Genomic DNA, 25345 nt, shown 5'->3' on the forward strand with positions numbered 1-25345 from the left:
CCGCAACGACGTGACCGAACCCGCGAAGGACGAGAACGGGAAGAAGGGCGCCGGCCGGATCCTGCTCCGCGTCGTCCTGCCCTCCGTGCTCGTCCTCGGCCTGATCGGCGGCGGCGTCACGTACACCGCCCTCACCGTCTCCTCCGCCGACCGCACCGCGCCGACGCGGGTGTGGGGCGCGACGGAGAGGACCGCGCGGGACGGGGACCCGGCCGCCGACGGGAAGCGCGGCAAGGCCGACACCCCGCTGAGCAAGCTGCTCCTCCCGCTGCCCGAGGGGTACGAGTTCGGCCCCGACGAGGAGCTGTACGGGAACGACGGCGAGCTCGGCGCCGCGGCGGCCACCGCGCTGACGAAGCAGGCGGGCAAGGGCCTCTCCGGCAAGAAGCGCCGCGCGTTCGAGAAGAAGATCGACGAGCTCGGCATCCAGGGCGTCGGCGTCCGCACCTTCGCCGACACGGACGACGACGTCGTCGTCTCCGTCCAGATCGCGCGGATGAAGGACAAGAAGCGGATCAAGGACGGCTACCGGCTGCGCAAGGAGGTCATGGACGCCCTGGACTTCCCGAAGGGCCCCGAGGTGAAGGGCCACCGCAACGCCGTCTGCTACACGGCGCCCGAGAACAAGGCGCTGGACAAGGAGGAGCGGGCCGTGGAGCTGGAGGAGATGATCTGCCTCGCGTACGACTCCGAGGTCTCCGTCACCCTCACGGCGGCGGGCGCCAAGCCCTTCGACGAGGCGCGCGTGGCGGACCTCCTGAAGCAGCAGCTCGACCACATCGAGTCCCCGGGGGAGTACGTATGACCGAGCAGACCCTGACGCCGGAGCCGTCCGCGCCGACCGAGCCGACCGCGCCGCCCGGCGCCGAAGCCAGGGCCGTCCCCGAAACCGCGTCCGTGCCCGAAACCGCAGCCGCAGCCGCAGCCGCAGCAGCCGCGCCCGCGCCGAAGAAGACCCGTCGCGCCCTCCGGGGCGTCGCCCGCTGGACCGCCGCCGTGCTCGTGTGCGGCGGCGTCGGCGCCGGTGCGGCCATGGGCATCACCGCCGTGGAGCGCACCGACGTGCCGGGGCTCGCGACCGAGTCCGACGGCCGCTGGGACTACCCGGAGCTCGCCCTGCCGGCGCTCCCCGAGGGCGCACCGCGCCCGTGGACCGACGGCAACGAGGGCGAGATCCACCACGCCGACCTGCGGAAACTCCTGCTGCCCGCCCCGAAGGGCGCCACGGTCGACCCCGGGCTGAACGGCGGCTGGGCCGGCCTCGACTCGTACCTCGCGCTGCTCGCGGAGAAGGACCGCGGCGAGGCGGAGCGGTACGTGGCCGACTCGGCGCTCCGGCACGTCGCCGCCCGCGGCTGGACCACGCCGGACGGCACGACCACCCGGGTGCACCTGCTGCGGTTCGCCTCGGTGGCGTTCGCGGAGGACTTCAAGGACGTGACCACGGAGAAGATCTCCAAGAGCGGCGGGCTGCCCCCCGGCGTCGAGGAGGCGGAGGTCGACACGTCCGTCGGGGGGATCGACGTGCCGTACATCTCCCTCTACGCCTACGCGGAGGCGGAGCCGTACGGTCCCGAGCAGACCCGGTGGGCCTACATCCAGGCCGGGGACACCTTCGGGGTGGTCACCCAGACCCGTAGGGGCGGCACCCCGACCGTGCCGTTCCAGCAGACCGTCGCCCTCCAGGCGCAGCTGCTCGGCTGACCGTCCGCGCGGGACCCGCCCCCGAGACCCACCTCACCGAGTGGGCCGGACCCCCGGCCACTAAGCTGGGGTCCGGCCCGTTCCGCCTTCACACCTCAGTCGAGGAGCACCCCGTGATCATTTTCTTCGAAGCTCTGCTGGTCCTGGTCTGCGTCGGCGTGCTCGCCTTCGCGGGTCTGACCGTGAAGAAGCTGTACCAGGGCCAGCGGTAATCCCCCTCTAGAGAACGCCAGAGCTGCTCATGATCGAGATCCCGTCCGACCTCAACCCGGACCTCGTCCCCCTCGCGTTCCTGCTCGGCACGTGGGAGGGCGCGGGCGTCTCCGACTTCCCCGGCGCCGAGAAGTGCAACTTCGGCCAGTCCGTGACGTTCAGCCACGACGGCCGGGACTTCCTGGAGTACCACTCGCACTCCTGGGTCCTGGACGAGAAGGGCGAGAAGGTCCGTCCGCTGGAGAGCGAGAGCGGGTACTGGCGGATCGACGAGAACCGCAAGGTCGAGGTCGTCATGGTCCGCGACCAGGGCGTCGTGGAGATCTGGTACGGCGAGCTCGCCGACCAGAAGCCGCAGATCGACCTGGCGACGGACGCCGTCGCCCGTACGGCCGCCTCGGGCCCGTACAGCGGTGGCAAGCGCCTGTACGGCTACGTCAAGAGCGACCTGATGTGGGTGGGCGAGAAGGCGACCCCCGAGGTCCCGCTGCGTCCGTACATGTCGGCGCACCTGAAGAAGGTCGTCACGCCGGAGGAGGTCGCGGAGATGGCCCGCAACCTGCCCGACATGCCGGACGACGGCATCGCCTTCTTCCGCTAGGAGCCGTCCGGACGGAAGCCGTTCGAAGAAGTCCTGGGGTCGCCCGCCGCGCCCTCCTACACTGGGGGGCGTGGTGAGCACCGACTGGAAAAGTGACCTGCGGCAGCGCGGCTACCGGCTGACGCCGCAGCGCCAGCTCGTCCTGGAGGCCGTCGACGCGCTGGAGCACGCGACGCCCGACGACATCCTCTCCGAGGTCCGCAGGACGGCCTCCGGGGTGAACATCTCCACCGTGTACCGGACCCTGGAGCTCCTGGAGGAGCTCGGGCTCGTCAGCCACGCGCACCTGGGGCACGGGGCGCCGACGTACCACCTCGCCGACCGGCACCACCACCTCCACCTGGTCTGCCGGGACTGCTCCGAGGTGATCGAGGCGGACGTCGAGGTGGCCGCCGAGTTCACCGGGAAGCTCCGCGAGACCTTCGGCTTCGAGACGGACATGAAGCACTTCGCGATCTTCGGACGGTGCGGGGACTGCGCCGCGAAGAAGCGCGGGGAGGCCCCGGCGGGCGAGTAGGGCTCCTCGCGCGCCCCGGGCCCCGGCGGGCCCTGGACACGGGGTCGTAGGCTTTCCCCATGCAGCGACATTCCACGACCAGCCCCCTGCTGTCCCTGCCCGGCGCCGTCGCCGCCGAAGGGCGCGACGAGGGCGTCGCCGCGCACTACGGCGACCTGTTCCGCGAGCAGCGCGCCCTCTCCGGGGGCGAGGGCTTCGTCGACCTCTCGCACCGCGGCGTCGTCGCCGTCTCCGGCGACGACCGGCTGAGCTGGCTGCACCTGCTGCTCACCCAGTACATGACCGACCTGCCGCCCGGGCGGGCCACCGAGGCGCTGATCCTCTCCGCCAACGGGCACATCGAGCACGCCCTCTACCTCGTCGACGACGGCGAGACGGTGTGGGCGCACGTCGAGCCGGGCACGCAGGGCGAGCTGATCGCCTACCTGGAGTCGATGAAGTTCTTCTACCGGGTCGAGGTCGCCGACCGCACGGAGGACACCGCGGTCGTCCACCTCCCGGCCGGCTCCATCGCCGAGGTGCCCGAGGGCGTCGTCGTACGGGAGACCCCGCACGGGCGCGACCTGTTCCTGCCCCGCGCCGACCTGGAGGCCTTCGCCGCCTCGCACGGCCCGGCGGCCGGGATCCTCGCGTACGAGGCGCTGCGGGTCGAGGCGTACCGGCCGCGGCTCGGCTTCGAGACCGACCACCGGACCATCCCGCACGAGGTCGGCCTCATCGGCGGCGCCGTCCACCTCCAGAAGGGCTGCTACCGGGGGCAGGAGACCGTCGCCCGCGTGCAGAACCTGGGGAAGCCGCCGCGCCGCCTGGTCTTCCTGCACCTGGACGGCAGCGAGGTGCTCCTGCCGGGGCACGGCACCCCGGTCCGGCTCGCGTCCGACGGCGAGGACGGGCGGCAGCTCGGCTTCGTGACCACCGCCGTCCGCCACCACGAGCTGGGCCCGATCGCCCTGGCCCTGGTGAAGCGGAACGTCCCCGTGGACGCCCCGCTGGTCGCCGGGACGACGGCGGCGGCGCAGGAGGTCGTCGTCGAGCCGTAGGGACCGACCGGGCTCAGACCTCGACGATCACCGTGAACGGGCCGTGGTTCGTGAGCGAGACGCGCATGTCCGCTCCGAAGCGGCCCGTCTCCACGTGTGCGCCCAGCTCGCGCAGCCGGCGCACGACCTCGTCCACGAGGGGCTCGGCGACCGGTCCCGGCGCGGCCGCGTTCCAGGTGGGGCGGCGGCCCTTGCGGGCGTCTCCGTAGAGGGTGAACTGGGAGATCACGAGCAGCGGCGCGTTCACGTCGGAGCACGACTTCTCGTCGTCCAGTACCCGGACGGACCAGAGTTTTCCGGCCAATCGGGCGGCCTTCTCCGGGGTGTCGTCATGGGTCACCCCGACCAGGACGCACAGCCCCTCGCCCTTGATCTCACCGACGGTCTCCCCTGCGACGACGACGCTCGCGCCGTCGACCCTCTGCACCACAGCTCGCATGCGCCCCAACCTACCCACCCGAACGCGCCAGGGGCCGAACGGGTGCAGAGCGCCTGCACACGCACGGGTGGGAGTGGCACCATGCGTGTCAGGCGGTGCGGCTCCGCACCGGTCGAGGGGACGAAACTCATGAGTGCATCTGGCACCGGGCCCACGCCGTCCGGTCCCGTACCGCTGACGCGGGCGGGCGGTTCCTCCGTGACGCGGCCGCCCGCGCAGCGGGCCCCCGCGCCCGTCCTGCCGGACCGGGCGCGGCCGGACCTCGGCACGCTGAGACTGCCCGAGCTGCGCGCGCTGCGCCGGGACACCCGGAGCGACGAGGCCGACCTGAGCTACGTGCGGCGGATGCTCCAGGGGCGGATCGACATCCTGCGGGCCGAACTGGCGCGCCGGACCGACCCGGAGGCGCCGGTCCTCGACCGGCTCTCGGAGATCCTCGCGGACGTGCCCTCCCGGCACCGCACGTCGGCCCGGCACGTGACGCTGTCGACGCCGCGCGGGGAGGAGTACCGGCGGCTGGCGACCGAGATGCTGTCCGAGGTCGAGCTGTCGGACCTGACGGCCCGCACGGACGACGAGCTGCATGCCGCGATGGGGCGGCTCGCGGGGTACGAGCAGCGGGTCTCCCGGCGCCGGCAGGAGCTCCAGCGGACGGCCGACGACTGCGGGGCGGAGATCGCCCGCCGGTACCGGGAGGGCGAGGCCCAGGTCGACGACCTGCTGGCCTGAGGCCTTCCGGGCGGGGGCTTTCCGGGCCGCCCCGGGGTGTTCGAAAACCCGGTGCGGGTCCGTCGGGCCCCTGCGTAGGGTCGAGGGATGACTGTCGACGTACGCGCGGTGACGGAGTCCGAGTTCCCCGACTGGCTGCGGGCCCTGCGCACCGGTTTCCTCCGTCCGCCCGTCGTGCCCGACGAGGACGTGGCCGACCGGCTGCCGCACACGGACCTGGCGCGGACCCTCGGGGCGTTCGACCGGGACCGGGTCGTCGCCACCTTCCGCTCGTTCCGGCAGGAGGTCAGCACGGTCGGCGGGGGGAGCCTCACCGCCGACGCGATCACCCAGGTGACCGTCTCGCCGACGCACCGGCGCCGGGGCCTGCTGAGCCGCATGATGGCCGCCGACCTGGCCGCCGCGAAGGAGCGGGGCGACGCGCTCGCGACCCTGATCGCCGCCGAGTACCCGATCTACGGCCGGTTCGGCTTCGGCCCGGCGAGCTGGGTCACCGAGTGGAGCGTGGACCTGCGGCGGGCCGGACTCGACCCGCGCCGCTCGGGCCGTCCCGAGGACGGCGGCCGGGTGGACCTGTCCGACGGCGACGAGATCCGCAAGATCGGCCCCGGCCTGCACCGCCGCCTCGCCGGGATCCGGGCCGGGGTCACCGACCGCACCGAGCGCCTCTGGGCGCAGGGCACCGGCCTCGGCTTCCAGATCGACCCGTGGACGGAGCCCTACTACGCGGTGTACCGGTCGGAGTCCGGCGAGCCCGAGGGGTTCGTGTCCTACCGCTCCGACGACAAGTGGGACGACGCCAAGCAGCCGGTGAACACCGCGACCGTGCGGGACCTGGTCGCCGTCACCCCGGCCGCCGAGCGCGCCCTGTGGCTCTTCCTCTGCTCGCTGGACTGGGTGACCACCGTCCGCTCCGGCTACCGCGCGCCCGACGACCCGCTGCCGGACCTCCTTCCGGACCCGCGCGCGGCGAGGACGGTGTCCCACGCGGACATGCTGTGGGTCCGGGTCCTGGACGTGCCCCGGCTCCTGGAGGGGCGTGCGTACCCGGTGACGGACGGCCTCGTCCTGGAGGTGCGGGACGCGGACGGCCTCGCGGGCGGGCGCTTCCGCCTCGACGCCTCGCCGGAGGGCGCCTCCTGCGTCCGTACGGACGCGTCCGCCGACCTCGTCCTCGACGTCGCGGAGCTGGGGACGCTGGCGTTCGGCGACCACTCGGCGGTACGGCTCGCCCGGCTCGGGCGCGTCGAGGAGCCGACGCCCGGCGCGGCGGCCCGCGCCGAGCTGCTGTTCCGCACCCCGCTGCGACCGTTCTCGCCGGACGTCTTCTGAGCCCTCGCGGGGACGGGCGTCGAGCGCGGCCGCTCACCCGGGCCGTGGCGCGTCCGACGCCCGTGCGGGAGCTCCTGGAGCACTCGCGGCCTCCGACTCCCCGTACAGGGAGGTGAGTCCGGCGCCGACGCGGGCGAGGGCGGTACGGGCCTCCGGCGGGCCGAGGAGTTCGACGCGGGCGCCGAGGCCGGCGAGCCTGGCGGCGAGCAGGAGGCCGACCGCGCCGGCCTCGGCGGGAGGTCAGCCGGCGGTACGGCGGCGGGCGAAGCGGATCATGTTCCCGGCCGGGTCGCGGAAGGCGCAGTCGCGGACGCCGTACGGCTGGTCGAACGGCTCCTGGAGGACCTCGGCGCCGGACTCCCGGAGCCGCTCGAAGGTGGCGTCCACGTCGTCCGTGGAGAAGATCACGCCGCGCAGCAGGCCCTTGGCGAGCAGTTCCGCGGCGGCCCGCCGGTCGGCGGGGGAGGCGCCCGGGTCGGCGAGCGGCGGTTCGAGGACGATCTCCACGCCGGGCTGCGCGGGCGACCCGAGGGTCACCCAGCGCATCCCCTCGAAACCGACGTCGTTGCGGACGTCGAGGCCGAGGGCGTCGCGGTAGAAGGCGAGCGCCTTGTCGTGGTCGTCGACGGCGATGAAGCACTGGGAGAGGGTGATGTCCATGGCGTCGACGCTACGGCGGGGGCCGGGGGTCGCGCTTCTCCGATCCTGACCGTTCGGGAGGGCTCCGGCTACCCGTTCCTGACGGGCCGGGTGAGCACCTTCGCGACGCACGCGGGGATCCGGGCGCCCTCCTCGTGGTCACGGGCGCGGTAGGCGCTCGGCGTCTCCCCGACCAGCTCGGTGAAGCGTGAGCTGAACGACCCGAGCGAGGTGCACCCCACCTCGAAGCAGACCTCGGTCACGCTCAGGTCGCCCCGGCGCAGCAGGGCCTTGGCCCGCTCGACGCGACGGGTCATCAGATAGCTGTACGGCGTCTCCCCGAAGGCGGCACGGAAACTCCGCGCGAAGTGCCCGGTCGACATCAGGGCGACCTTCGCCAGGGCGGGGACGTCGAGGGGCGACGCGTAGTCGCGGTCCATCGTGTCGCGTGCGCGCCGCAGCCGCACGAGGTCCTCCAGGTTCACCTTCCCGCTCACCTTCCCAGAATGGCACGGGACGGACGCGCGGTCCGGGTCTCGGGGGATCCGGTGGTCCGGGTCTCCGTGTCTCCGGGGATCCGGGTTTCCGGGGACTCGGTGGACGCCCCTCCGCGTACGGTGCGAACGTGACCACGGAACAAGGGACTCGGCGACGGAACCCTTCGCCCCTCCCTCTCCTCTTCCTGGACGTCGACGGTCCTCTCATCCCCTTCGGAGGGCCGTCGACGCGACACCCGGAGGGGTACCCCACGTACCTCCCGCCCGCCGGCCGGCCGGACGAGGGGATGAACCCGCTCCTCGCGCGGATCGACCCCGGGCTCGGGCCGCGCCTGGCGGCGACGGGGTGCGAGCTGGTGTGGGCGACGACGTGGATGGACGACGCGAACGCGTACGTCGCTCCCTGGCTGGGCCTGCCGGAGCTGCCGGTGGTGTTCTGGCCGGACGAGACCGACGAGGACATGGCCGAGCGCGAGCGCACGGGCCTCCACTGGAAGACCCGCCCCCTCGTGGCCCGGGCCGCGGGCCGGCCCTTCGTCTGGGTGGACGACGAGATCACCGGGGCCGACCGCGCCTGGGTGGCCGCCCACCACGCGGGCCGGGCCCTCCTGCACCGCGTCGATCCCCGGGACGGCCTCACGGACGCGGACTTCGGGGCCCTGGTGGAGTGGCTGGACGGCCTCGCCCCCTAGGGGGTGTCCGGCGTGACCCGGGCGAGGACCGGCAGGTGGTCGCTGCCGGTGGCGGGCAGGGTGCGGATCCGGCCGACGGTCGCCGAACGGGCCATGACCTGGTCGATGCGGGCCACCGGGAAGGCGGCGGGGAAGCTGAGGGCGAGGCCGCGCCCGGCGACGCCCATCCGCGAGGTCAGCGGGTCGAGGCCGCGGTCGTCGACGGTGCCGTTGAGGTCGCCGAGCAGGATCACCGTCCCCACCTCCTCGGCGGCGACGGCGTCCCCGAGCCGCCCGGCGCTCTCGTCGCGCCGGGAGGACGCGAGCCCGCTCGCCCGGACGCGTACCGAGGGCAGGTGCGCCACGTACACCGCGACCTCGTCGTGCGGCGTCCGGGCCACGGCCCGCAGCCCGCGGTCCCAGGGCTCCGTGACCCCCCGGGGCTTGAGGTCCACCGGCCGCACCCCCGCGAGCGGGTGCTTCGACCAGAGCCCGACCGTGCCGTGGACGGCGTGGTACGGGTACGCGGACGCGAGGACCTCCTCGTAGACGGACAGCGCCGGGGGCACCAGCTCCTCCAGGGCGACGAGATCGGCCCCCGCCCCGGCCAGCGCGCGGGCGGTGCCGGCCGGGTCGGGGTTCTCGTCGCTCACGTTGTGCTGCACGACGACCAGGCCGTACGCCCCGGACCCCGCCCCCTCCCCGGGCAGGAACAGCCCGCCGCACACGTACGCCCAGGCCACCACCGGCAGGACGAGCGCCACCAGCGCGACGCCGGAACGGCGCAGCAGCGCGAGCCCGAACAGCACCACGACCACCGGTCCGAACCAGGGCAGGAACGACTCCAGCAGACTCCCCACGGAACCGGGCACGCCCCGGTGGAACAGCAGAAGCCCGGCCACCACCACGGCGAACCCGGCGACCACCCGCCCCCGCCGCCCCGGCCCCTCCCTCCCGGCCCCCCACCACCGCACGCCTGCCTCCACTCCCGGATTCCCGGACTCCCCGACTCCCGGAAGGGAGGACGAGCCGCCGCCCCGCGTCGGTTTCCGCCGTTTCGCGCAGCGGGAAGCGACTTTTGCAAGCAGTCGCTTGCAATAGTTAGCAGAGGCTGGCATGGTCGGAGCATGGCATCGCTCAACGTCGGGAACCTCGGTGACTACCTCCGTGAGCAGCGGAGGACCGCGCAGCTGTCCCTGCGGCAGCTCGCCGAGGCCGCCGGGGTGTCGAACCCGTACCTGAGCCAGATCGAGCGGGGGCTGCGCAAGCCCAGCGCCGAGGTGTTGCAGCAGGTCGCGAAGGCACTGCGGATCTCCGCCGAGACGCTCTACGTGCGGGCCGGGATCCTCGACGAGAAGGAGCGGGAGGAGCTGGAGACGCGCGCCGTCATCCTGGCCGATCCCTCGATCAACGAGCGGCAGAAGCAGGTGCTGCTCCAGATCTACGACTCGTTCCGCAAGGAGAACGCCGCCGAGGCCGCGCCCGTGCCCGATGCCGACGAACCGCCTTCGAGCTAGTACGTACGCCACATCCGGGAGGACCACCAGCATGGCCATCATCGACGAACTGCGTACCCCCCTCTACTTCGCCGCCGGCACCGCCGACCTCGCCGTGCGGCAGGCCCGGAAGGTTCCCGGCCTGATCGAGCAGATCGCCGCCGAGGCGCCCGCGCGCATCGAGGCCGTGCGGAAGACCGACCCGAAGGTCGTGCAGGAGAAGGTGACTGCGCAGGCCAAGGAGGCCCAGGCCACCGCGCGGACGAAGTTCGCCGAGGTCGTCGAGGTCCTCGACACCGACTTCAAGAAGCTCGGCGAGACCGCCCAGGACCTCGCCCTGCGCGGGGTCGGCGTCGCCGCCGAGTACGCGGTCAGGGCGCGCGAGAAGTACGAGGAGGTCGCCGCCCACGGCGAGGAGACCGTCCGCACCTGGCGCGGCGAGGCCGCCGAGGAGATCACCGAGATCGCCATCGCCGTCGAGCCCGACCCGGAGCCGAAGGCCGCCGAGCCCGCCGAGTCCACCGAGGCCAAGACGGTCGGAACGATCCGGGCCGAGGCCGAGGCCGCGAAGGCGCCCGCCAAGAAGGCCTCCACCCGCAAGGCCCCCGCCAAGAAGGTGTCGGTCGCCGCCGAGAAGGAGTAGGGGCGGCCCCCGCACGGGTACACGGAGCGCCGTACCGGGTACCTTGACCGTGAGGCGCTCTCCCCATCCCCATTAGGCGGTGCTCAGCATGTTGCGCGCGGGATTCGATTCCCTCCTTAACCTGGTGCTGTTCCTGGTCTTCACCGGCTTCGCCGTCGCCGCGCTCGTCTTCGCCGCCATGGCGCGCGAGGACGCCTACCGCGCCGCGGAGAAGCAGACGAAGAAGTTCTGGCTGATCATCCTGGGTGTCAATCTCGTCCTGAACCTGCTCCTGCCGATGCTGTTCCTGCAGATCGCCGGAGTGATCGCCGCCATCGTCTTCATGGTGGACGTGCGCCCCGCGCTCGCGCAGGTGTCGGGCGGCGGCCGCCGCGGCGGCGGTTCCAGCAGCGACGGACCGTACGGCCCCTACAACGGCGGCCGGTAGCGGCACCGGAGAACGAGTACGCGTGGGCGGACAGGGCCCGGGGCTATCCCCGGGTCCTGTCCCTTTCCAGGGCCAGGACGGCCACGTCGTCCGTCAGCTCGCCGCCGTTCAGGGACCGGACCTCCGTCACGGCCGCCTCCAGGAGCTCCTCGCCGCGCAGGCCCCCGGCCAGCTGCCGGTTCATCATCGCGACCATCCCCTCCTGGCCGAGCCGCGGTGAACCGGGCCCGGCCGAGCGGCCCTCGATCAGCCCGTCCGTGTACATGAGCAGGCTCCACGCCCCGCCCAGCTCCACCTGGCGGCGCGGCCACCGGGCGCGCGGCAGCAGTCCCAGGGCCGGGCCGCCGTCCTCGTACGGGAGGAGCCGGGCCGCCCGTCCCTGCCGGGCGATCAGGGGCGACGGGTGCCCGGCCAGGCACAGGCCCGCCCGGCGTCCGTCGGGCGCGATGTCGACCGTGCAGAGCGTCGCGAAGATCTCCTCGCTCTCCCGCTCGTGCTCCAGGACCTGCTGCATCGTCGAGAGCAGCTCGTCCCCGCACAGGCCCGCGAAGGTCAGGGCCCGCCAGGCGATCCGCAGCTCGACCCCGAGCGCCGCCTCGTCCGGGCCGTGCCCGCAGACGTCGCCGATCATCGCGTGGACGGTGCCGTCCGGGGTGCGGACCACGTCGTAGAAGTCGCCGCCGAGCAGCGCGCGCGACCGGCCGGGCCGGTAGTGGGCCGCGAACCGCAGGTCGGAGCCCTCCAGGAGCGGCGTCGGGAGCAGCCCGCGCTCCAGGCGGGCGTTCTCCTGGGCCCGCAGCCGGGACTCGGCCAGCTTCACCTGTACGGCGTCGGCCCGCTTGCGCTCGACCGCGTACCGGATGGCCCGGCTGAGCAGCCGCCCGTCGAGCTCCTCGCGGAAGAGGTGGTCCTGGGCCCCGACCCGTACCGCCTCGGCCGCCAGCTCCGCGTCGGCCGAGGTCGCGAGCGCGAGGACGGCGTGGCGCGGGGCGAGGCGCAGGATGTGCCGGAGCGGGGCGAGCGGGTCGTCGCCCGCGGCGGCGCGGGGGCCGGGCAGCGAGAGGTCGACGAGGACGCAGTGGACGTCGTCGGTGAGGAGCCGCTCGGCCTCGGTGAGGTTGCGGGCGGTACGGATGCGGACCCGGGTGCCGGCGGCGTCCGCCGCGTCGAGGAGCTCGGGCACGGCGAGGGCGCCCGCCGGGTCGTCCTCGACGACCAGGAGGGTCAGATCGGTGCGGTCGGTGCCTGTGACTGTGCCTGTCATAGCGGTGGCGTCCATGGCGCCGGCGTCCGTATCGGTGGCGTCCGTGTCGGTGGCGTCACCGGGGCCCGGGGCGGCGGAGACGTTTCTCTGACGCGGTACGGATACGGGCATCGGTCCGGTTTTCCTTCCCTCCCCCCGGAGGCGCGCGGGACGCCGGGTGGCACCCCGCCCGTCCCGGACCATAGCGGTAGGGCGGTGCACAGCGGAATGGTGATCAGCTGTGAGTGCGCGCGTCGCGGTTGGCATATGCCGCGGAAGGGGAGGTACTCGCCCCCGCACGGCCCGCGGGGCGGCCGCGGGGGCAATGAGAAAGGTCACGCGGGCGGGGGCGGGAAGCCCGTCCGACCGGGCCCTTCTCCGTCACGTCGGGGCGTGGGGAGGTACGGAGCAGTAAGGAAGACGCGGGGTGATACGGGCAGATGGGGGACGCACAGGCCGTATCGGGCGTGACGGCCGCACCACCCGCGACCGTCACATCGGGCGGACGACCCCCAGGATCTCCATCGAGCCCGCGCCCGCGAGGGTGATGTTCCGCCCGGGGCGCGGCGCGTGCACGATCATGCCGTTCCCCACGTACATCCCGATGTGGCTCGCGTCCGCGAAGTAGACGATCAGGTCGCCCGGCCGCATGTCCTTGACGTCCACGCGCGGCAGCAGCCGCCACTGCTCCTGCGAGGTGCGCGGGATCCCGCGGCCCGCCGCGCCCCAGGCGCTCTGGGTCAGGCCGGAGCAGTCGAACGCGTCGGGGCCCTCGTCGCCCCAGCCGTACGGCTTGCCGATCTGGGCCGTCGCGAACGCGACCGCCCTCCTGCCCTCCTCGGTCGCCTCCGCCTTCGGCCCGACGAGGGCGCCGGCACGGAGCCAGTTCCTCTGGGCCTCCTTCTGCGCCAGCTCCTCCAGACGGCGCAGCCGCTCCCGCTCCTCGGCGGCGAGCTCGGACTCCAGCTTCTCGGCCGCGGCGATCTTGGCGTTGATCTCTTTCCTCGCCCCGGCCTGGCGGACGCGGTTGGCCTCCAGCCTGCTCCAGTGGTCGCTCGCCTCCTGGGCGTAGACGTCCAGGGAGGCCTGGGTGCGGGTCATCTCGGCGAGGAGGTCCTTGGTGGCCTTCACGCTCTCCTTGATGCGTCCCGCCGCGTCGAGGAAGAGCTGCGGGTCGTTGGTGAGGACGAGCTGCGCGCCCTCGGGGAGCCCGCCGTTGCGGTACTGGGAGCGGGCGGCGGCGCCGGCCTCGACCTTGAGGCCGGCGATCTTCTCGCGCCCCTCGGTGAGCAGCCGGTTGACCCGGACGATCTCGGAGGACTGCTCCTTGGCCTTCTCCTCGGAGAGGTTGTACGCGTCGGTGGCGACGGCGGCCTGCCGGTACAGGCCGTCGATCTCCTTGCGCACCTCCTCCAGGCTCTTCTTCGGCGGCGGAGGGGGGAGGGGCGCGGCGGAGGCCCGGAGGGTCAGCGAGGGAGAGGCCAGCACGGCCAAAGCACAGATCACGGTGATCGCGGCGGCACGGCGGCGTCGGTTCACTAACTCCCCCTCTGGTGACCCAGAACTGATTTACCGTCGGTAACCCGGCGGTGGCCCTGGTGATGGTGCCACGCGAAACCGGCAAGTAACAAGGGAAAGCGAGCCCTGTCGGGCGCGTTCCCCCCATGGGTGACGTGTGTGACGGGAGGGGCGTTCCCCGCACGGGAAGAATTCAGGGGGAGGCCGGGGAAAATTCGGGGGGAGCCCGGGGAAAGGGAAAGGACCGCCCGTCCGGTCACCCCCGGGGCGCCAGCGCCTCCCACCGCACCGTCACCTCCCCCTGGCGCCACCGCCGCGGGCCGTCCGCCAGCGGCCAGTCCGCCGCCAGGTCGCGCGCGGAGCGGATCCAGCGCTGGCGCGCACCGAGCGAGGCGTACGGGGCGGCCGCCGCCCACGCGCGGTCGAAGTCCCGCAGGAAGGCGTGCACCGGCTCGCCCGGCACGTTCCGGTGGATCAGCGCCTTCGGCAGCCGTTCCGCCAGGTCGGAGGGGCGGTCGAGCGAACCGAGCCGGGTCGCGAAGGTCACCGTGCGGGGCCCGTCCGGGCCGAGCGCCACCCACACGTGCCGGCGCCCGATCTCGTCGCAGGTGCCCTCCACGAGCAGCCCGTCCGGGGCGAGCCGCCCGCACAGCCGCTCCCAGACGGCCGCGACCTGCTCCTCGTCGTACTGGCGCAGCACGTTCGCCGCCCGGATCAGGGCGACCCGGCCGGGGACCGGCACCTCGAAGCCGCCGTGCAGGAAGGAGAGCCCCTCGTGCTCGTACGGCCGGGCGGCCTCGACCCGGGCGGGCTCGATCTCGATGCCGTACAGCCGGGTGCGGGGGTCGGCGGTGCGCAGCCGGGCGAGCAGCTCGACGGCGGTCCAGGGGGCGGCCCCGTACCCGAGGTCGACGGCGAGGGGCGGCTCGGGGGAGCCGCGCAGGGCGGCCCCGTGGACGGCGGCGATCCAGCGGTCCATGCGGCGCAGCCGGTTGGGGTTGGTGGTCCCGCGGGTGGGCGTGCCGACGGGGCGGGTGGTGCGCGGGGCCATGCCAAGAGCGTAAGGGGTGCGGAGGACGGGACCTCCCGGCAATGAATTGGCAAAACGCGCCCGGCACCGGAAATGAAGGGGGTCGTTCCACTGTTGTCGCCGCTGGAGGACGTGCCGCGCCCTCCGGCCGCCATGCCCGACCCGGTTCAGCCCGATCGGCCCGAAGACCGACCCGGACCAGTCCGGAGACCGACCCGAACCGAGCCGACCCGGTCCGGCCCGAAAGCCGAAACCGAAAGCCGAAGACCGAAGGCCCCGGTGCGCAACCCCGGCCCCGGCTCCGGCCCCCGAGCGGAAGGACCGCCGACGTGAGCCAGTACGTGTCCCGGTTCGCCGGTACCCGGCACCGGCACCCGGCGCCGGCCCGGCTCCGGCTTCCCGGCCGGCCCCGCGTCCCCCGGCGCGTGGCCATGCTCAGCGTCCACACCTCGCCGCTGCACCAGCCGGGGACCGGCGACGCGGGCGGCATGAACGTCTACATCGTCGAGCTGGCGAAGCGGCTCGCGGCCATCGACATCGAGGTGGAGATCTTCACCCGGTCCACCACCGGCGGCCTGCCCCCGGTGGTCGAGCTGGTCCCGGGCGTGCTCGTGCGGCACGTGGACGCCGGCCCGTACGAGGGCCTGGCCAAGGAGGAGCTGCCGGCCCAGCTCTGCGCCTTCACGCACGGCGTGATGCAGGCGTGGGCAGGCCACCGACCGGGGTACTACGACCTCGTCCACTCCCACTACTGGCTCTCCGGCCACGTCGGCTGGCTCGCCGCCGAACGCTGGGGCGTCCCGCTCGTCCACGCCATGCACACCATGGCGAAGGTCAAGAACGCCTCGCTCGCCGAGGGCGACACCCCCGAGCCGGCGGCCCGCGTGATCGGCGAGACCCAGATCGTCTCCGCCGCCGACCGGCTGATCGCCAACACGGCCGAGGAGGCCGACGAACTCGCCCGCTTCTACGACGCGGACCCCGGCAAGATCGCGGTCGTCCACCCGGGCGTCAACCTCGACCACTTCCGTCCCGCCGACGGGCGGGCCGCCGCCCGCGCCCGGCTCGGGCTGCCGCGGGACGCCTTCGTACCGGTCTTCGCCGGCCGGATACAGCCGCTGAAGGCTCCGGACATCCTGCTCAGGGCGGCCGCCCGGCTCCTGGACCGGGACCCGTCCCTGCGCTCCCGCATGGTCGTCCCGGTGGTCGGGGGCCCGAGCGGCAGCGGCCTGGCCAAGCCGGAAGGGCTCCAGAAGCTCGCCGCCCGGCTCGGCATCGCGGACATCGTGCGCTTCCACCCGCCGGTGGGGCAGGAGCGGCTGGCCGACTGGTTCCGCGCGGCGAGCGTCCTCGTCATGCCCTCGTACAGCGAGTCCTTCGGCCTGGTCGCCGTGGAGGCGCAGGCGGCCGGCACCCCGGTCGTCGCGGCGGCGGTGGGCGGCCTGCCCGTGGCCGTACGGGACGAGGTGACCGGCTTCCTCGTCCAGGGGCACGACCCGGCGGACTACGCGCGGGCGCTCGGCCGCTTCGTCGACGACCCGGCCCTGACGGACCGGATGGGCGCGGCGGCGGCGGCGCACGCGGGCTCCTTCGGCTGGGACACGGCGGCCTCGGCCACGGCGGACGTCTACACGGCCGCCGTGCACGACCACAGGCTGCGCGAGAACCGGCGTCGCGTACGCTCCCACCATGGCTGAGGACAGGACCGCCGAGGACGTCAGGCAGACGATCGAGTCCACGCTCGACGACGCGGAGCTGGAGTGGGAGTCCCCGGAACCGGGCTCCTACGTCGTCAGGCTCCCGGGGACGCGCAAGCTCTTCACGACGCTCTCGCTCCGCGCGGGCCGCCACTCCCTCTCCCTCAACGCCTTCGTCGTCCGCCACCCGGACGAGAACGAGGCGGGCGTCCACCGCTGGCTCCTGGAGCGCAACCTCAAGCTGTACGGGGTGGGTTACGCCGTCGACGGCCTCGGCGACGTCTACCTCACCGGCAAGCTCCCGCTCGCCGCCGTCACGCCCGGCGAGCTGGACCGGCTGCTCGGCTCGGTCCTGGAGGCGGCGGACGGCGACTTCAACACGCTCCTGGAGCTGGGCTTCGCGACGTCGATCCGGCGCGAGTACGAGTGGCGGGTCTCGCGGGGCGAGTCGACCCGCAACCTGGACGCGTTCAAGAGCCTGCTGCGGAAGGCGCCGGAGGAGCCTTCCGGGAAGCGGGCGGACTGAGCGGTCCCCCGGGCGCTCAGGCGCCGACGGGGGAGCCCTCGGCGTCCTCGCCCTCGACGACGACGACGACGGGCGCGGGCGCGGGAACGGGCGTGGGCACGGCCACGGGAACGACGGCCCCGGTCTCCCTCGTGTCTCCGGCCTCCCCCGTCCCCCCGATCTCCTTCGTCTCCCCGCTCTCCTCCACGAGGGCCTTCCGCAGCAGGGTGGCGTACCCGGCGGCGGCGAGGACGCCGATCGCGGCGGTGGCGGCCCAGAGGACGTCGGGGCCGGGACCGTCGACGATCGCACCGGCGAGGATCGGGGCGACGAAGCCGGCCACGGCCCAGGACATGCCCATGACGCCCTGGTAGCGGCCGCGGGCGTGCTCGGGGGCGAGGAGGGCGGTGGCGGCGGCGTTGGTCGGGACGTGGATCATCTCGCCGACGGTCCAGACGACCACGGTCGCGGCGAAGGCGACGGAGGAGCCGGCGAGGGCGGTGGCGCCGGTGCCGAGGCCGAAGAGGAGGGAGGAGAGGACGAGGAGGAGGACGGGGGAGCGCTTGTCGGTGAGCTTGTTGACGAGGAGCTGGAAGCCGACGATGACGATGCCGTTGACGGCGATGACGGCACCGTAGGACGAGGGGGAGAGCCCCTGTCCGGCCATGGTGAGGGGAAGCCCGATCCAGGGGGCGGTGAACACCAGGCAGACGAGCAGGTTGAGCAGGACGAGCGTGCGGAAGGGCACGTCCCGCAGCACGGTGAGCGTGCTGACCTTCGGCTCGGCGACGGACTTCCCTTCGGCCCGGGGCCGCTGCTCGGGCCGGGTCTCGGGGAGCCGGAGGAAGACGATGACGGCGCACAGGACGGTGGCGACGGCGTCGACGACGAAGAGGGTGCGGTAGCCGAGGAAGGCCGCGGCGCCGCCGCCGATGGAGGCGACGGCGAAACCGAGGTTGAGGGCCCAGTAGTTGAGGGCGTAGGCCCGGCGCACGTCGTGGGCGGGGACCATGTCGGCGATGGTGGCGTTGATGGGGGGCCGGACGGCCTGCATGGCGACGCCCATCAGCAGGACGACGGCGGCGATGCCCCAGGCACTGGTGACGACGGCGAGGGCGGCGGCACAGGCGGCGCCCGCGAGGTGCATGGTGACCATGGTCGGGCGGCGGCCCCAGCGGTCGGTGAGCACGCCGCCGAGCGGGGAGCCGGCGACGCCGCCGAGGCCGTGGAGGGCGACGACGAGCCCGGCGAACCAGGCGGAGTGCCCGAGTTCCAGGGTCAGGTAGAGCGAGAGGAAGGTGAGGACGAAGGCGCCGGTCCGGTTGACGAGGGTGGAGAGCCAGAGCCACCAGAAGCCGGGCGGAAGGCCGGAGACCGTCTCACGGGCCGATCGTCTGAGCGTACTGATGGACATGTGTGGCGCCCCCTGGCGTGCGTAAGCCCCTATATGGCTCTGCGTAACTTACGCATCTCTCATGCCGGACACCACTCAATTGACGGCGCGCATCGAGCGCCGGAGGTCGATTAGGCTCGTGCGCATGGCCGACGCACCGTACAAGCTGATCCTCCTCCGCCACGGCGAGAGCGAGTGGAACGAGAAGAATCTGTTCACCGGATGGGTGGACGTGAACCTCACCGCGAAGGGCGAGAAGGAGGCGACGCGCGGCGGCGAGCTGCTCAAGGACGCCGGCCTGCTGCCCGACGTGCTGCACACCTCCCTCCAGAAGCGCGCCATCCGCACGGCGCAGCTCGCGCTCGAGTCGGCGGACCGCCACTGGATCCCGGTGAACCGCTCCTGGCGCCTGAACGAGCGCCACTACGGCGCCCTCCAGGGCAAGGACAAGGCGCAGACGCTCGCCGAGTTCGGCGAGGAGCAGTTCATGCTGTGGCGCCGCTCGTACGACACCCCGCCGCCGGCGCTGTCGGACGACAGCGAGTACTCGCAGGCGCACGACGCCCGCTACCAGACGATCCCGCCGGAGCTGCGTCCGCGCACGGAGTGCCTCAAGGACGTCGTCGAGCGGATGCTCCCGTACTGGTACGACAGCATCGTCCCGGACCTCCTCACCGGCCGCACGGTCCTGGTCGCCGCCCACGGCAACAGCCTCCGCGCCCTGGTCAAGCACCTGGACGGCGTCTCGGACGCCGACATCGCGGGCCTCAACATCCCGACCGGCATCCCCCTCGTCTACGAACTCGACGAGAACTTCAAGCCCCTCAACCCGGGCGGCACCTACCTCGACCCGGAGGCGGCGGCGGCGGCGATCGAGGCCGTGAAGAACCAGGGCAAGAAGAAGTAGCCCTGCCCCGACACATGAATCGGCCCCCCGCCAGTGGGTTCTCCCGCCGGCGGGGGGCTTGTTCGTTCCGTGGGCCGTCCACGGGCCGTCGGGGCGCCGGGGCCGCGTCAGGGGCGCGGTCCGGCGACGACTCCGGCGACGACTCCGGCGGCTGACGGACAGCGGCCCGCCCGTGTCGACTCGCCGGCCCCGGCCCGGCCGTCGGCCTCAGCGTCTCCGCCGGTAGGCCAGGACGATCCCGATTGCGACCAGCACCGCGACCGCGAGGACGAACCACGTCGGCATGGAGTCGAGCCCCTTGTAGGCGAGGGGGGCGGTCATGGGCATCAGGCCTCCTCAAGCGCGAGAAGTCTCCGACTACCCGCCGTCGGGGCCGGGATGCCGGCTGCCGTGGCGAGGCTCCGTGAACTCGCCGAACAGAGGGCCGAACGCCTCCCCGGTGCCATCGGTCACGACGTAGTCCGGTTCGGTCTCCGAGGCGGTCGCGTGCAGCCGGACGACGAGGTCGGCGGCGGGCAGGATCCGCAGCGACAGGGCCGCGGCCACCCGGGCGGCCTCGTCGTCCATGTCCGGGTAGTGCGCGGCACGGTGGCGTTCGAGGCGTCGGGCGGAGGCCTGCATGACCTCCACGTCGCCGCCGCCCGAGAAGGAGAGGCAGTCCCGCCACTCCAGCCCGATGATGATCTCCAGCGCTTCCGCGAGGTCGTCGGCGATCAGTCCGCCCTCGCCCTCGGAACTCGCGAACACCACCGGCCGGCGACCGTTCCGCTCGGCGCACAGGAAGTACGCCCCGCCGGCTGGCCCCCGGGGTCCTCGGCGTCGACGTAAAGGGTCGCCCCGTCCACGTGCTCCTCGCACACCGCGATCACCCCGACCGGTGTGCCGTCCTTCCCCACCGTCACCCCCGCGACGCCCGCGATCGGTACGGTGCAGCCGGACAGGAGGAACACCGTGCCCACGGCGGCGACGAGCGGAGTGCGGCGCATCGGCATGGGCGCATTCCGGCGTACGCGCGGAAGCGCGAGTAGCGTAAATCGCACGACTGTTCCGTACGCCCCCGCTAGCGTCCGGACCATGAGCAACGCCCCCGACACCCCCGGCGCCCCCCGTACGGCCCTCCGTCTGGAGCAGGTCACCCCCGCCACCGTCGACGCCGCCCTCGACCTCCGCGTCCATCCCCACCAGGAGCGGAACGTCGCCCCCGTCGTGCGCTCCCTCGCCGAGGCCTACGCGTTCGGGGAGGCCGCCTGGCCGCGGCTGATCCTCGACGGGGAGCGGCTCGTCGGGTTCCTCATGGCCTTCCTCGACATCCCGTGGGGCGAGGAGGGGGACGGCGACCGCCGCAGTGGGCTCTGGCGGCTCAACATCTCCGCCGACGCGCAGGGCGAGGGGTACGGGCGCTTCGCCGTCCTCGCCGTCGCCGACGAGCTGCGGCGGCGCGGCGTGCGGCGGATGTACGTGACCTGGGAGCCCGGCGACGACGGGCCCGGCGCGTTCTACCGCCGGCTCGGGTTCCGCACCACCGGGGAGACGAGCGGGCGGCAGGTCGTCGGCGTGCTCGACCTCCCGTAGGGGGAGGAGGGGGTGCGGATCGCCACACCCCCTCCGTACGGTCCCGTCCGCGTCAGCCCGAGCAGCCCCCGCACTGGCACGGCCCGCCCGACTGGCAGCCGCAGCCGCAGCCCGAGCCGCAGCCGCAGGCGCCGAGGACGGGCAACAGGACCGCCTCGCGCGGCGGCTCCGGCCCGGAGTCGGTCGTCATCGGGGAATCGGCCATGAGGGTCCCTCCCTTTCGAGGCGCGGTTCGCCTCCCCCCATTGCATGCCCACCCGGACGGGCGCATCAACGGCGCACCGGAGCCCGCACACCCGTGCGCCCCTCGAACAGCACCGAGCCGCGCCGAACCGCCCCGAGCAGCCCCGGACCAGCCCGAACAAGACGCGAACCGCCCCCAACAGCTCCGGACCACCCCGAGCCCACCCCGACGAGCGGCTACGCCCCCTCCACCGGCGCTTCCGCCGCCTGGAGTTCGTCCGCGTGCTCGCCCGTCACCAGGTAGACCACCCGCTTCGCCACCGACACCGCGTGGTCCGCGAACCGCTCGTAGTACCGCCCGAGCAGCGTCACGTCCACCGCCGTCTCGATGCCGTGCTTCCACCGGTCGTCCATCAGGTGCCGGAACAGCGTCCGGTGCAGCAGGTCCATCTCGTCGTCGTCCTGCTCCAGCTGGAGCGCCAGGTCGACGTCCTTCGTGATGATGACCTCCGCCGCCTTCGCCATCAGGCGCTGCGCCAGCTGCCCCATCTCCAGGATGGTCGCGTGCAGGTCCCGCGGCACCGCCGACTCCGGGAACCGCAGCCGCGCCAGCTTCGCCACGTGCTGCGCCAGGTCGCCCGAGCGCTCCAGGTCGGCGCTCATCCGCAGCGAGGTCACCACGATCCGCAGGTCCGTCGCCACCGGCTGCTGCCGCGCGAGCAGCGCTATCGCCCGCGCCTCCAGGTCGTGCTGGAGGTCGTCGACCTTCTGGTCCGCGGCGATCACGCTCTCCGCGAGCTTCAGGTCCGCGTCGAGCATCGCCGTCGTGGCGCGCCCGACCGCCGAACCGACGAGCCGGGCCATCTCGACCAGGCTCTCCCCGATCGAGTCCAGTTCCTCGTGGTACGCGTCCCGCATGGATGTCCCTCTCTACGCAAAGCTGCAAAGCCGCGAGGCTCCGGAGGCTCTGGGGGCTCCGGAGGCCCCGGGATACGGATGGGGTCCGAACCCCACGCTCCCACGTTCGGCCCCGTACGCGTCCGGCTCCACCCCCTCGTGTGAACCACCACCGTCTCCCGGGTGAACTCTGGGCGACGCGCGCCACCGCGCCCGTCGGGGCAAGTGAACCGGCCGGGTCCCCACGGTGAACTCTGGGCGACGACTGTTCGAGGAGCCGCTCGGGCGGCTGGGAGGGGGGCCGCGGACCCGCATAACCTTGAGACATGGACGTGAACGCGGCGGTCGCCGCATTGGCAGCGATCGCCGGCGTGTGCACCGGCGTGATCGCCATGCTGGCGTTCCGCTGGAGCGAACGCGACCAGACGCGACCCACCCGTACCTCGCTGCACACCGACGCCGTGCTCCCGCCCGGCGTCGACACCGTGCTGTCCGTACTGCGCTCCTCCGCGGTCGTCCTCGACGAGAGCGACTCCGTGGTGAAGGCCAGCTCGGCGGCGTACGCGCTCGGTCTGGTCCGCGGCGGCAAACTGGCCGTCGACCCCATGCTCAACATGGCCCGCGACACCCGCCGGGACGGGGAGATACGGCAGGTCGAACTGGACCTGCCCCGGCGCGGCACCGGACGCGGCGAGGCCCTCGCCGTCTCCGCCCGCGTCGCCCCCCTGGGCTCCCGGCTCGTACTGCTCCTGGTCGAGGACCTCACCGAGGCCCGGCGCATCGAGGCGGTGCGACGGGACTTCGTCGCCAACGTCAGCCACGAGCTCAAGACCCCCACGGGCGCGCTCTCGCTGCTCTCCGAGGCCGTCATGGACGCCTCGGACGACCCCGAGGCGGTCACCCGCTTCGCCGGCCGGATGCAGATCGAGGCGACCCGCCTGACCAACCTCGTACAGGAGCTCATCGACCTCTCCCGCGTGCAGAACGACGATCCGCTGGAGGACTCCGAGCCGGTGTCCGTGGACGAGCTGGTCGCCGAGGCGATCGACCGCTCCCGGCACACCGCCACCACCAAGCAGATCACGATGGTCTCCGGAGGCGCCGCCGACCTGCGGGTCTGGGGGAGCCGCGGCCAGCTCGCCGCCGCCCTCGGCAACCTCGTCGAGAACGCCGTCAACTACTCACCCGCCCACACCCGCGTCGGCATCGCGGCCCGCAAGGTCGCCGCGCCCGGCGGCGACCTCATCGAGATAGCCGTCACCGACCAGGGCATCGGCATCCCCGACAAGGACAAGGAGCGCGTCTTCGAGCGCTTCTACCGGGTCGACCCCGCCCGCTCCCGTGCCACCGGCGGCACGGGCCTGGGCCTCGCCATCGTGAAGCACGTGGCCGCCTCGCACGGCGGGGAGGTCACCGTCTGGAGCACCGAGGGTCAGGGCTCCACCTTCACCCTGCGGCTGCCCGAGGCGGGCTCCGCACGGGACCGCCGGCCCGCCTCCCCCACCCCCGATCTCATGACCGAACCGCTTCCCGCCCCGGAGGTCCTTCCGTGACCCGAGTGCTCGTCGTCGAGGATGAGGAATCCTTCAGCGACGCCCTGTCGTACATGCTTCGCAAGGAGGGCTTCGAGGTCGCCGTCGCGGCGACCGGGCCCGACGGCCTCGACGAGTTCGAGCGCAACGGAGCCGACCTCGTCCTCCTCGACCTGATGCTTCCGGGCCTTCCCGGTACCGAGGTGTGCCGCCAGCTGCGCGGCCGCTCGAACGTCCCGGTGATCATGGTGACCGCCAAGGACAGTGAGATCGACAAGGTCGTCGGCCTGGAGATAGGGGCCGACGACTACGTGACCAAGCCCTTCTCCTCGCGGGAGCTGGTCGCCCGCATCCGCGCGGTCCTGCGCCGCCGCGGCGAGCCGGAGGAGGTCACCCCGGCGGCCCTGGAGGCCGGCCCGGTCCGCATGGACGTCGACCGGCACGTGGTGACGGTCTCCGGCGGCAAGGTCGACCTGCCCCTCAAGGAGTTCGACCTCCTGGAGATGCTGCTGCGCAACGCGGGCCGCGTGCTGACCCGCATGCAGCTCATCGACCGGGTCTGGGGCGCGGACTACGTCGGCGACACCAAGACCCTCGACGTCCACGTCAAGCGCCTGCGCGCCAAGATCGAACCGGACCCGGGCGCCCCGCGCTACCTGGTGACGGTCCGGGGCCTTGGCTACAAGTTCGAGCCGTAGGGATACGCGGGGACGTACCGGTACGCGTGAAGGGGCGCCCCCTCGGTGGGGGCGCCCCTTCACGTACGGGCGGGTACGGCCCTCAGTGGCCGGCCTCGTGGCTCGCCTCGCCCGACGGCGTCGCGGAGCCCTCCGCGCCGTGCTCGGCGCCGTGCCCGGCCTCGCCCGACGGCGACGCCGAGGCGGACGGCGTGGCGCCCGGGGGAGCGGGGACGACCTCCGGGCCGAACTCCGTGAAGTAGCCCTTCGCGGGGACGACGAAGGCCTCCAGGCCCACCTCGCCGGTCCTGCTCAGCTTGAAGAGGACCTTCTGCGCGTCGCCGAGCTTGGCGGACTCGGTGCCGTTCTCGATCACGGCGGTGGCGTTGCCCTTGCCGCCGATGACGACGGAGCCGCCGGCCGGGACGGTGACCGCGCCGGTGCCGCCGGCCGGCGTCAGCTTCACGGTCGCGCTCGTACCCGGCAGGGTGATCGCGTCGAGGGTCTGCGGCTGGGAGCCGCCGTTGAAGACCGTGGCCGAGACGGCGGCCGGGCCCTTGACGCCGGTCTCGGGCTGCGTGATGACCAGGGCGTTCTGGATCTTGACGTCGTCCACGGTGACGGCGGCGTTGTCCGGACGGATCTGGAGGGTCTGCGCGTCGTTGCCCGCACCGCAGGCGGACAGGGCGGCGACGGAGAACACGATGGCGGTGGCGGCGAGGGCGCCGCGTCGAAGGCTGCGGCTCACGGCGGCGGCATCTCCTAGGACGTACGGACGGGCTTGAGGACCAGGGGCCGACTGAAGGCGTGTCAGCGCGCTTAGGTTACCGAGCCGCGCTCTCCGTCCCGCACCCGACCCGCCCCTAACCGGCCCCGCCCGTCTCCGGCGGCCCCGCGAACGGCCCGGGGCGCGGCCTCCGGGGCGATCCCGAGGACCGCCGCCGGGGCCGGTCCGCGACGGCCGCGTGCGGCGAGCACCGGCGAGCGCGCCGGCCGGCACCGCCCCGGCCCCCGGCGCCTCCGCTCGCTCAGCGTGGCCGGATCACGACCCATTGACCTGTTGTTCACATAACCGCCTTGATCAATTCGGGGGCCGCCGCGCATTCCCCGGAGCCGCCCCTCCGGGAAATCCCGGACCGATCTCGGCCGATCCCGGCTGATCAATTTCCGGAATCACCCCACGATGCATCCGTACGAGTGACCGATCCTCGAACGGAGTACGTGAAGAAGGCCACTCCGAAGC

The 25345-nt window shown here is 73.2% G+C and carries 30 protein-coding genes; 17 read left to right on the forward strand and 13 right to left on the reverse strand.

Annotation, left to right across the window (positions count from 1 at the left end):
• Positions 1–10: 10 nt before the first annotated feature.
• The 5 genes from ACFY7E_RS00180 (at position 11) to ACFY7E_RS00200 (ending at position 4075) form a co-directional block, all read left to right on the forward strand.
• Positions 11–805 carry a hypothetical protein gene (locus tag ACFY7E_RS00180; protein WP_389479018.1) on the forward strand — a complete coding sequence of 265 codons (795 nt, stop codon included), beginning with the start codon at positions 11–13 and terminating at the stop codon, positions 803–805.
• Positions 802–1704 carry a hypothetical protein gene (locus tag ACFY7E_RS00185; RefSeq protein ID WP_389479021.1) on the forward strand — a complete coding sequence of 301 codons (903 nt, stop codon included), beginning with the start codon at positions 802–804 and terminating at the stop codon, positions 1702–1704. The genes ACFY7E_RS00180 and ACFY7E_RS00185 overlap by 4 nt, the downstream gene beginning before the upstream one ends.
• A gap of 241 nt (positions 1705–1945) precedes the next feature.
• Positions 1946–2518, forward strand: coding sequence for an FABP family protein (locus tag ACFY7E_RS00190; RefSeq protein WP_383436086.1), 573 nt, complete (start codon positions 1946–1948; stop codon positions 2516–2518).
• A gap of 70 nt (positions 2519–2588) precedes the next feature.
• Positions 2589–3035, forward strand: coding sequence for a Fur family transcriptional regulator (locus ACFY7E_RS00195; RefSeq protein ID WP_389479023.1), 447 nt, complete (start codon positions 2589–2591; stop codon positions 3033–3035).
• Positions 3036–3094: 59 nt separating this feature from the next.
• The gene (locus ACFY7E_RS00200; protein ID WP_383436080.1) at positions 3095–4075 is read left to right on the forward strand and encodes a YgfZ/GcvT domain-containing protein; all 981 of its coding nucleotides are present in this window, start codon (positions 3095–3097) and stop codon (positions 4073–4075) included.
• 13 nt (positions 4076–4088) lie between these two features.
• Here the strand turns inward: ACFY7E_RS00200 and dtd are convergent, their stop codons facing one another.
• Positions 4089–4514 carry a D-aminoacyl-tRNA deacylase gene (gene dtd, locus ACFY7E_RS00205; protein ID WP_383436077.1) on the reverse strand — a complete coding sequence of 142 codons (426 nt, stop codon included), beginning with the start codon at positions 4512–4514 and terminating at the stop codon, positions 4089–4091.
• Between the two features lie 129 nt (positions 4515–4643).
• On the opposite strand from dtd, the gene ACFY7E_RS00210 reads away from it, so the two are divergent.
• Entirely contained in the window at positions 4644–5243 is a 600-nt protein-coding gene (locus ACFY7E_RS00210; RefSeq protein WP_389479026.1) for an ABC transporter substrate-binding protein, read from the forward strand.
• An 87-nt stretch (positions 5244–5330) separates the two neighbouring features.
• Positions 5331–6575, forward strand: a complete 1245-nt coding sequence (locus tag ACFY7E_RS00215; RefSeq protein WP_389479029.1) for a GNAT family N-acetyltransferase — start codon at positions 5331–5333, stop codon at positions 6573–6575.
• 240 nt (positions 6576–6815) lie between these two features.
• Here the strand turns inward: ACFY7E_RS00215 and ACFY7E_RS00220 are convergent, their stop codons facing one another.
• Together ACFY7E_RS00220 and ACFY7E_RS00225 are read right to left on the reverse strand one after the other, a co-directional pair.
• Positions 6816–7235 carry a VOC family protein gene (locus tag ACFY7E_RS00220; protein WP_383436068.1) on the reverse strand — a complete coding sequence of 140 codons (420 nt, stop codon included), beginning with the start codon at positions 7233–7235 and terminating at the stop codon, positions 6816–6818.
• A gap of 68 nt (positions 7236–7303) precedes the next feature.
• Positions 7304–7699 (reverse strand): helix-turn-helix domain-containing protein, encoded by a 396-nt coding sequence (locus tag ACFY7E_RS00225; protein ID WP_383436132.1) that lies wholly within the window; start codon positions 7697–7699, stop codon positions 7304–7306.
• Between the two features lie 140 nt (positions 7700–7839).
• On the opposite strand from ACFY7E_RS00225, the gene ACFY7E_RS00230 reads away from it, so the two are divergent.
• The gene (locus ACFY7E_RS00230; RefSeq protein ID WP_389479031.1) at positions 7840–8403 is read left to right on the forward strand and encodes an HAD domain-containing protein; all 564 of its coding nucleotides are present in this window, start codon (positions 7840–7842) and stop codon (positions 8401–8403) included.
• Here ACFY7E_RS00230 and ACFY7E_RS00235 read toward each other — a convergent pair.
• Positions 8400–9356, reverse strand: a complete 957-nt coding sequence (locus ACFY7E_RS00235; RefSeq protein ID WP_389479033.1) for an endonuclease/exonuclease/phosphatase family protein — start codon at positions 9354–9356, stop codon at positions 8400–8402. The genes ACFY7E_RS00230 and ACFY7E_RS00235 overlap by 4 nt on opposite strands.
• A gap of 153 nt (positions 9357–9509) precedes the next feature.
• On the opposite strand from ACFY7E_RS00235, the gene ACFY7E_RS00240 reads away from it, so the two are divergent.
• The 3 genes from ACFY7E_RS00240 (at position 9510) to ACFY7E_RS00250 (ending at position 10948) form a co-directional block, all read left to right on the forward strand.
• Positions 9510–9899, forward strand: coding sequence for a helix-turn-helix domain-containing protein (locus ACFY7E_RS00240; protein ID WP_383436033.1), 390 nt, complete (start codon positions 9510–9512; stop codon positions 9897–9899).
• A 31-nt stretch (positions 9900–9930) separates the two neighbouring features.
• The gene (locus ACFY7E_RS00245; protein ID WP_389479034.1) at positions 9931–10521 is read left to right on the forward strand and encodes a hypothetical protein; all 591 of its coding nucleotides are present in this window, start codon (positions 9931–9933) and stop codon (positions 10519–10521) included.
• 88 nt (positions 10522–10609) lie between these two features.
• Positions 10610–10948 carry a DUF2516 family protein gene (locus ACFY7E_RS00250; RefSeq protein ID WP_383436129.1) on the forward strand — a complete coding sequence of 113 codons (339 nt, stop codon included), beginning with the start codon at positions 10610–10612 and terminating at the stop codon, positions 10946–10948.
• A 43-nt stretch (positions 10949–10991) separates the two neighbouring features.
• Here the strand turns inward: ACFY7E_RS00250 and ACFY7E_RS00255 are convergent, their stop codons facing one another.
• The 3 genes from ACFY7E_RS00255 to ACFY7E_RS00265 form a co-directional block, all read right to left on the reverse strand.
• On the reverse strand, positions 10992–12227 hold the full coding sequence (locus tag ACFY7E_RS00255; RefSeq protein WP_383436126.1) for a PP2C family protein-serine/threonine phosphatase: 1236 nt from the start codon (positions 12225–12227) through the stop codon (positions 10992–10994).
• Between the two features lie 456 nt (positions 12228–12683).
• Positions 12684–13730 (reverse strand): NlpC/P60 family protein, encoded by a 1047-nt coding sequence (locus ACFY7E_RS00260; protein ID WP_389479037.1) that lies wholly within the window; start codon positions 13728–13730, stop codon positions 12684–12686.
• Between the two features lie 235 nt (positions 13731–13965).
• Positions 13966–14760 carry a class I SAM-dependent methyltransferase gene (locus tag ACFY7E_RS00265; RefSeq protein WP_389479039.1) on the reverse strand — a complete coding sequence of 265 codons (795 nt, stop codon included), beginning with the start codon at positions 14758–14760 and terminating at the stop codon, positions 13966–13968.
• A 308-nt stretch (positions 14761–15068) separates the two neighbouring features.
• On the opposite strand from ACFY7E_RS00265, the gene mshA reads away from it, so the two are divergent.
• Together mshA and ACFY7E_RS00275 are read left to right on the forward strand one after the other, a co-directional pair.
• Positions 15069–16436 (forward strand): D-inositol-3-phosphate glycosyltransferase, encoded by a 1368-nt coding sequence (gene mshA, locus ACFY7E_RS00270; RefSeq protein ID WP_389479042.1) that lies wholly within the window; start codon positions 15069–15071, stop codon positions 16434–16436.
• Positions 16429–16962, forward strand: a complete 534-nt coding sequence (locus tag ACFY7E_RS00275; protein ID WP_389479044.1) for a YbjN domain-containing protein — start codon at positions 16429–16431, stop codon at positions 16960–16962. The genes mshA and ACFY7E_RS00275 overlap by 8 nt, the downstream gene beginning before the upstream one ends.
• 16 nt (positions 16963–16978) lie before the next feature.
• Here the strand turns inward: ACFY7E_RS00275 and ACFY7E_RS00280 are convergent, their stop codons facing one another.
• Complete coding sequence (locus ACFY7E_RS00280) at positions 16979–18355, reverse strand: MDR family MFS transporter (RefSeq protein WP_389479047.1); 1377 nt, start codon at positions 18353–18355, stop codon at positions 16979–16981.
• Between the two features lie 124 nt (positions 18356–18479).
• Between ACFY7E_RS00280 and ACFY7E_RS00285 the strand changes: the two genes are divergently transcribed.
• Positions 18480–19241 carry a phosphoglyceromutase gene (locus ACFY7E_RS00285; protein ID WP_383436012.1) on the forward strand — a complete coding sequence of 254 codons (762 nt, stop codon included), beginning with the start codon at positions 18480–18482 and terminating at the stop codon, positions 19239–19241.
• 207 nt (positions 19242–19448) lie between these two features.
• Here ACFY7E_RS00285 and ACFY7E_RS00290 read toward each other — a convergent pair whose 3' ends face one another.
• Both ACFY7E_RS00290 and ACFY7E_RS00295 read right to left on the reverse strand, forming a co-directional pair.
• Complete coding sequence (locus ACFY7E_RS00290; RefSeq protein WP_389479051.1) at positions 19449–19568, reverse strand: LPXTG cell wall anchor domain-containing protein; 120 nt, start codon at positions 19566–19568, stop codon at positions 19449–19451.
• Positions 19569–19598: 30 nt separating this feature from the next.
• Positions 19599–19991, reverse strand: coding sequence for a hypothetical protein (locus tag ACFY7E_RS00295; protein ID WP_389479053.1), 393 nt, complete (start codon positions 19989–19991; stop codon positions 19599–19601).
• A 324-nt stretch (positions 19992–20315) separates the two neighbouring features.
• On the opposite strand from ACFY7E_RS00295, the gene ACFY7E_RS00300 reads away from it, so the two are divergent.
• Positions 20316–20813 (forward strand): GNAT family N-acetyltransferase, encoded by a 498-nt coding sequence (locus tag ACFY7E_RS00300; RefSeq protein ID WP_389479056.1) that lies wholly within the window; start codon positions 20316–20318, stop codon positions 20811–20813.
• Between the two features lie 52 nt (positions 20814–20865).
• Here the strand turns inward: ACFY7E_RS00300 and ACFY7E_RS00305 are convergent, their stop codons facing one another.
• The gene (locus ACFY7E_RS00305) at positions 20866–21018 is read right to left on the reverse strand and encodes a hypothetical protein (RefSeq protein WP_383436000.1); all 153 of its coding nucleotides are present in this window, start codon (positions 21016–21018) and stop codon (positions 20866–20868) included.
• Positions 21019–21233: 215 nt separating this feature from the next.
• Positions 21234–21914, reverse strand: a complete 681-nt coding sequence (phoU, locus tag ACFY7E_RS00310; RefSeq protein ID WP_389479059.1) for a phosphate signaling complex protein PhoU — start codon at positions 21912–21914, stop codon at positions 21234–21236.
• Positions 21915–22219: 305 nt separating this feature from the next.
• Between phoU and ACFY7E_RS00315 the strand changes: the two genes are divergently transcribed.
• Together ACFY7E_RS00315 and ACFY7E_RS00320 are read left to right on the forward strand one after the other, a co-directional pair.
• Positions 22220–23446 carry a sensor histidine kinase gene (locus ACFY7E_RS00315; RefSeq protein WP_383435994.1) on the forward strand — a complete coding sequence of 409 codons (1227 nt, stop codon included), beginning with the start codon at positions 22220–22222 and terminating at the stop codon, positions 23444–23446.
• Positions 23443–24123 (forward strand): response regulator transcription factor, encoded by a 681-nt coding sequence (locus tag ACFY7E_RS00320; protein ID WP_017242433.1) that lies wholly within the window; start codon positions 23443–23445, stop codon positions 24121–24123. The genes ACFY7E_RS00315 and ACFY7E_RS00320 overlap by 4 nt, the downstream gene beginning before the upstream one ends.
• Before the next feature lie 82 nt (positions 24124–24205).
• On the opposite strand, the gene ACFY7E_RS00325 is transcribed toward ACFY7E_RS00320, so the two are convergent.
• Positions 24206–24850, reverse strand: coding sequence for a DUF461 domain-containing protein (locus ACFY7E_RS00325; protein WP_389479062.1), 645 nt, complete (start codon positions 24848–24850; stop codon positions 24206–24208).
• Between the last annotated feature and the right edge of the window lie 495 nt (positions 24851–25345).

Origin of the sequence: Streptomyces sp. NPDC012825, assembly GCF_042900925.1 — a bacterium.
Lineage (GTDB): Bacteria > Actinomycetota > Actinomycetes > Streptomycetales > Streptomycetaceae > Streptomyces.

What these genes read in the sequence shown, in the direction of transcription:
- ACFY7E_RS00185 (WP_389479021.1), top strand. Translation starts at nt 802, where the DNA reads ATGACCGAGCAGACCCTGACGCCGGAGCCGTCCGCGCCGACCGAGCCG.
- ACFY7E_RS00190 (WP_383436086.1), top strand. Translation starts at nt 1,946, where the DNA reads ATGATCGAGATCCCGTCCGACCTCAACCCGGACCTCGTCCCCCTCGCG.
- ACFY7E_RS00200 (WP_383436080.1), top strand. Translation starts at nt 3,095, where the DNA reads ATGCAGCGACATTCCACGACCAGCCCCCTGCTGTCCCTGCCCGGCGCC.
- dtd (WP_383436077.1), bottom strand. Translation starts at nt 4,514, where the DNA reads ATGCGAGCTGTGGTGCAGAGGGTCGACGGCGCGAGCGTCGTCGTCGCA.
- ACFY7E_RS00210 (WP_389479026.1), top strand. Translation starts at nt 4,644, where the DNA reads ATGAGTGCATCTGGCACCGGGCCCACGCCGTCCGGTCCCGTACCGCTG.
- ACFY7E_RS00215 (WP_389479029.1), top strand. Translation starts at nt 5,331, where the DNA reads ATGACTGTCGACGTACGCGCGGTGACGGAGTCCGAGTTCCCCGACTGG.
- ACFY7E_RS00220 (WP_383436068.1), bottom strand. Translation starts at nt 7,235, where the DNA reads ATGGACATCACCCTCTCCCAGTGCTTCATCGCCGTCGACGACCACGAC.
- ACFY7E_RS00240 (WP_383436033.1), top strand. Translation starts at nt 9,510, where the DNA reads ATGGCATCGCTCAACGTCGGGAACCTCGGTGACTACCTCCGTGAGCAG.
- ACFY7E_RS00245 (WP_389479034.1), top strand. Translation starts at nt 9,931, where the DNA reads ATGGCCATCATCGACGAACTGCGTACCCCCCTCTACTTCGCCGCCGGC.
- ACFY7E_RS00250 (WP_383436129.1), top strand. Translation starts at nt 10,610, where the DNA reads ATGTTGCGCGCGGGATTCGATTCCCTCCTTAACCTGGTGCTGTTCCTG.
- ACFY7E_RS00255 (WP_383436126.1), bottom strand. Translation starts at nt 12,227, where the DNA reads ATGGACGCCACCGCTATGACAGGCACAGTCACAGGCACCGACCGCACC.
- ACFY7E_RS00265 (WP_389479039.1), bottom strand. Translation starts at nt 14,760, where the DNA reads ATGGCCCCGCGCACCACCCGCCCCGTCGGCACGCCCACCCGCGGGACC.
- ACFY7E_RS00275 (WP_389479044.1), top strand. Translation starts at nt 16,429, where the DNA reads ATGGCTGAGGACAGGACCGCCGAGGACGTCAGGCAGACGATCGAGTCC.
- ACFY7E_RS00280 (WP_389479047.1), bottom strand. Translation starts at nt 18,355, where the DNA reads ATGTCCATCAGTACGCTCAGACGATCGGCCCGTGAGACGGTCTCCGGC.
- ACFY7E_RS00285 (WP_383436012.1), top strand. Translation starts at nt 18,480, where the DNA reads ATGGCCGACGCACCGTACAAGCTGATCCTCCTCCGCCACGGCGAGAGC.
- ACFY7E_RS00290 (WP_389479051.1), bottom strand. Translation starts at nt 19,568, where the DNA reads ATGCCCATGACCGCCCCCCTCGCCTACAAGGGGCTCGACTCCATGCCG.
- ACFY7E_RS00300 (WP_389479056.1), top strand. Translation starts at nt 20,316, where the DNA reads ATGAGCAACGCCCCCGACACCCCCGGCGCCCCCCGTACGGCCCTCCGT.
- ACFY7E_RS00305 (WP_383436000.1), bottom strand. Translation starts at nt 21,018, where the DNA reads ATGGCCGATTCCCCGATGACGACCGACTCCGGGCCGGAGCCGCCGCGC.
- phoU (WP_389479059.1), bottom strand. Translation starts at nt 21,914, where the DNA reads ATGCGGGACGCGTACCACGAGGAACTGGACTCGATCGGGGAGAGCCTG.
- ACFY7E_RS00315 (WP_383435994.1), top strand. Translation starts at nt 22,220, where the DNA reads ATGGACGTGAACGCGGCGGTCGCCGCATTGGCAGCGATCGCCGGCGTG.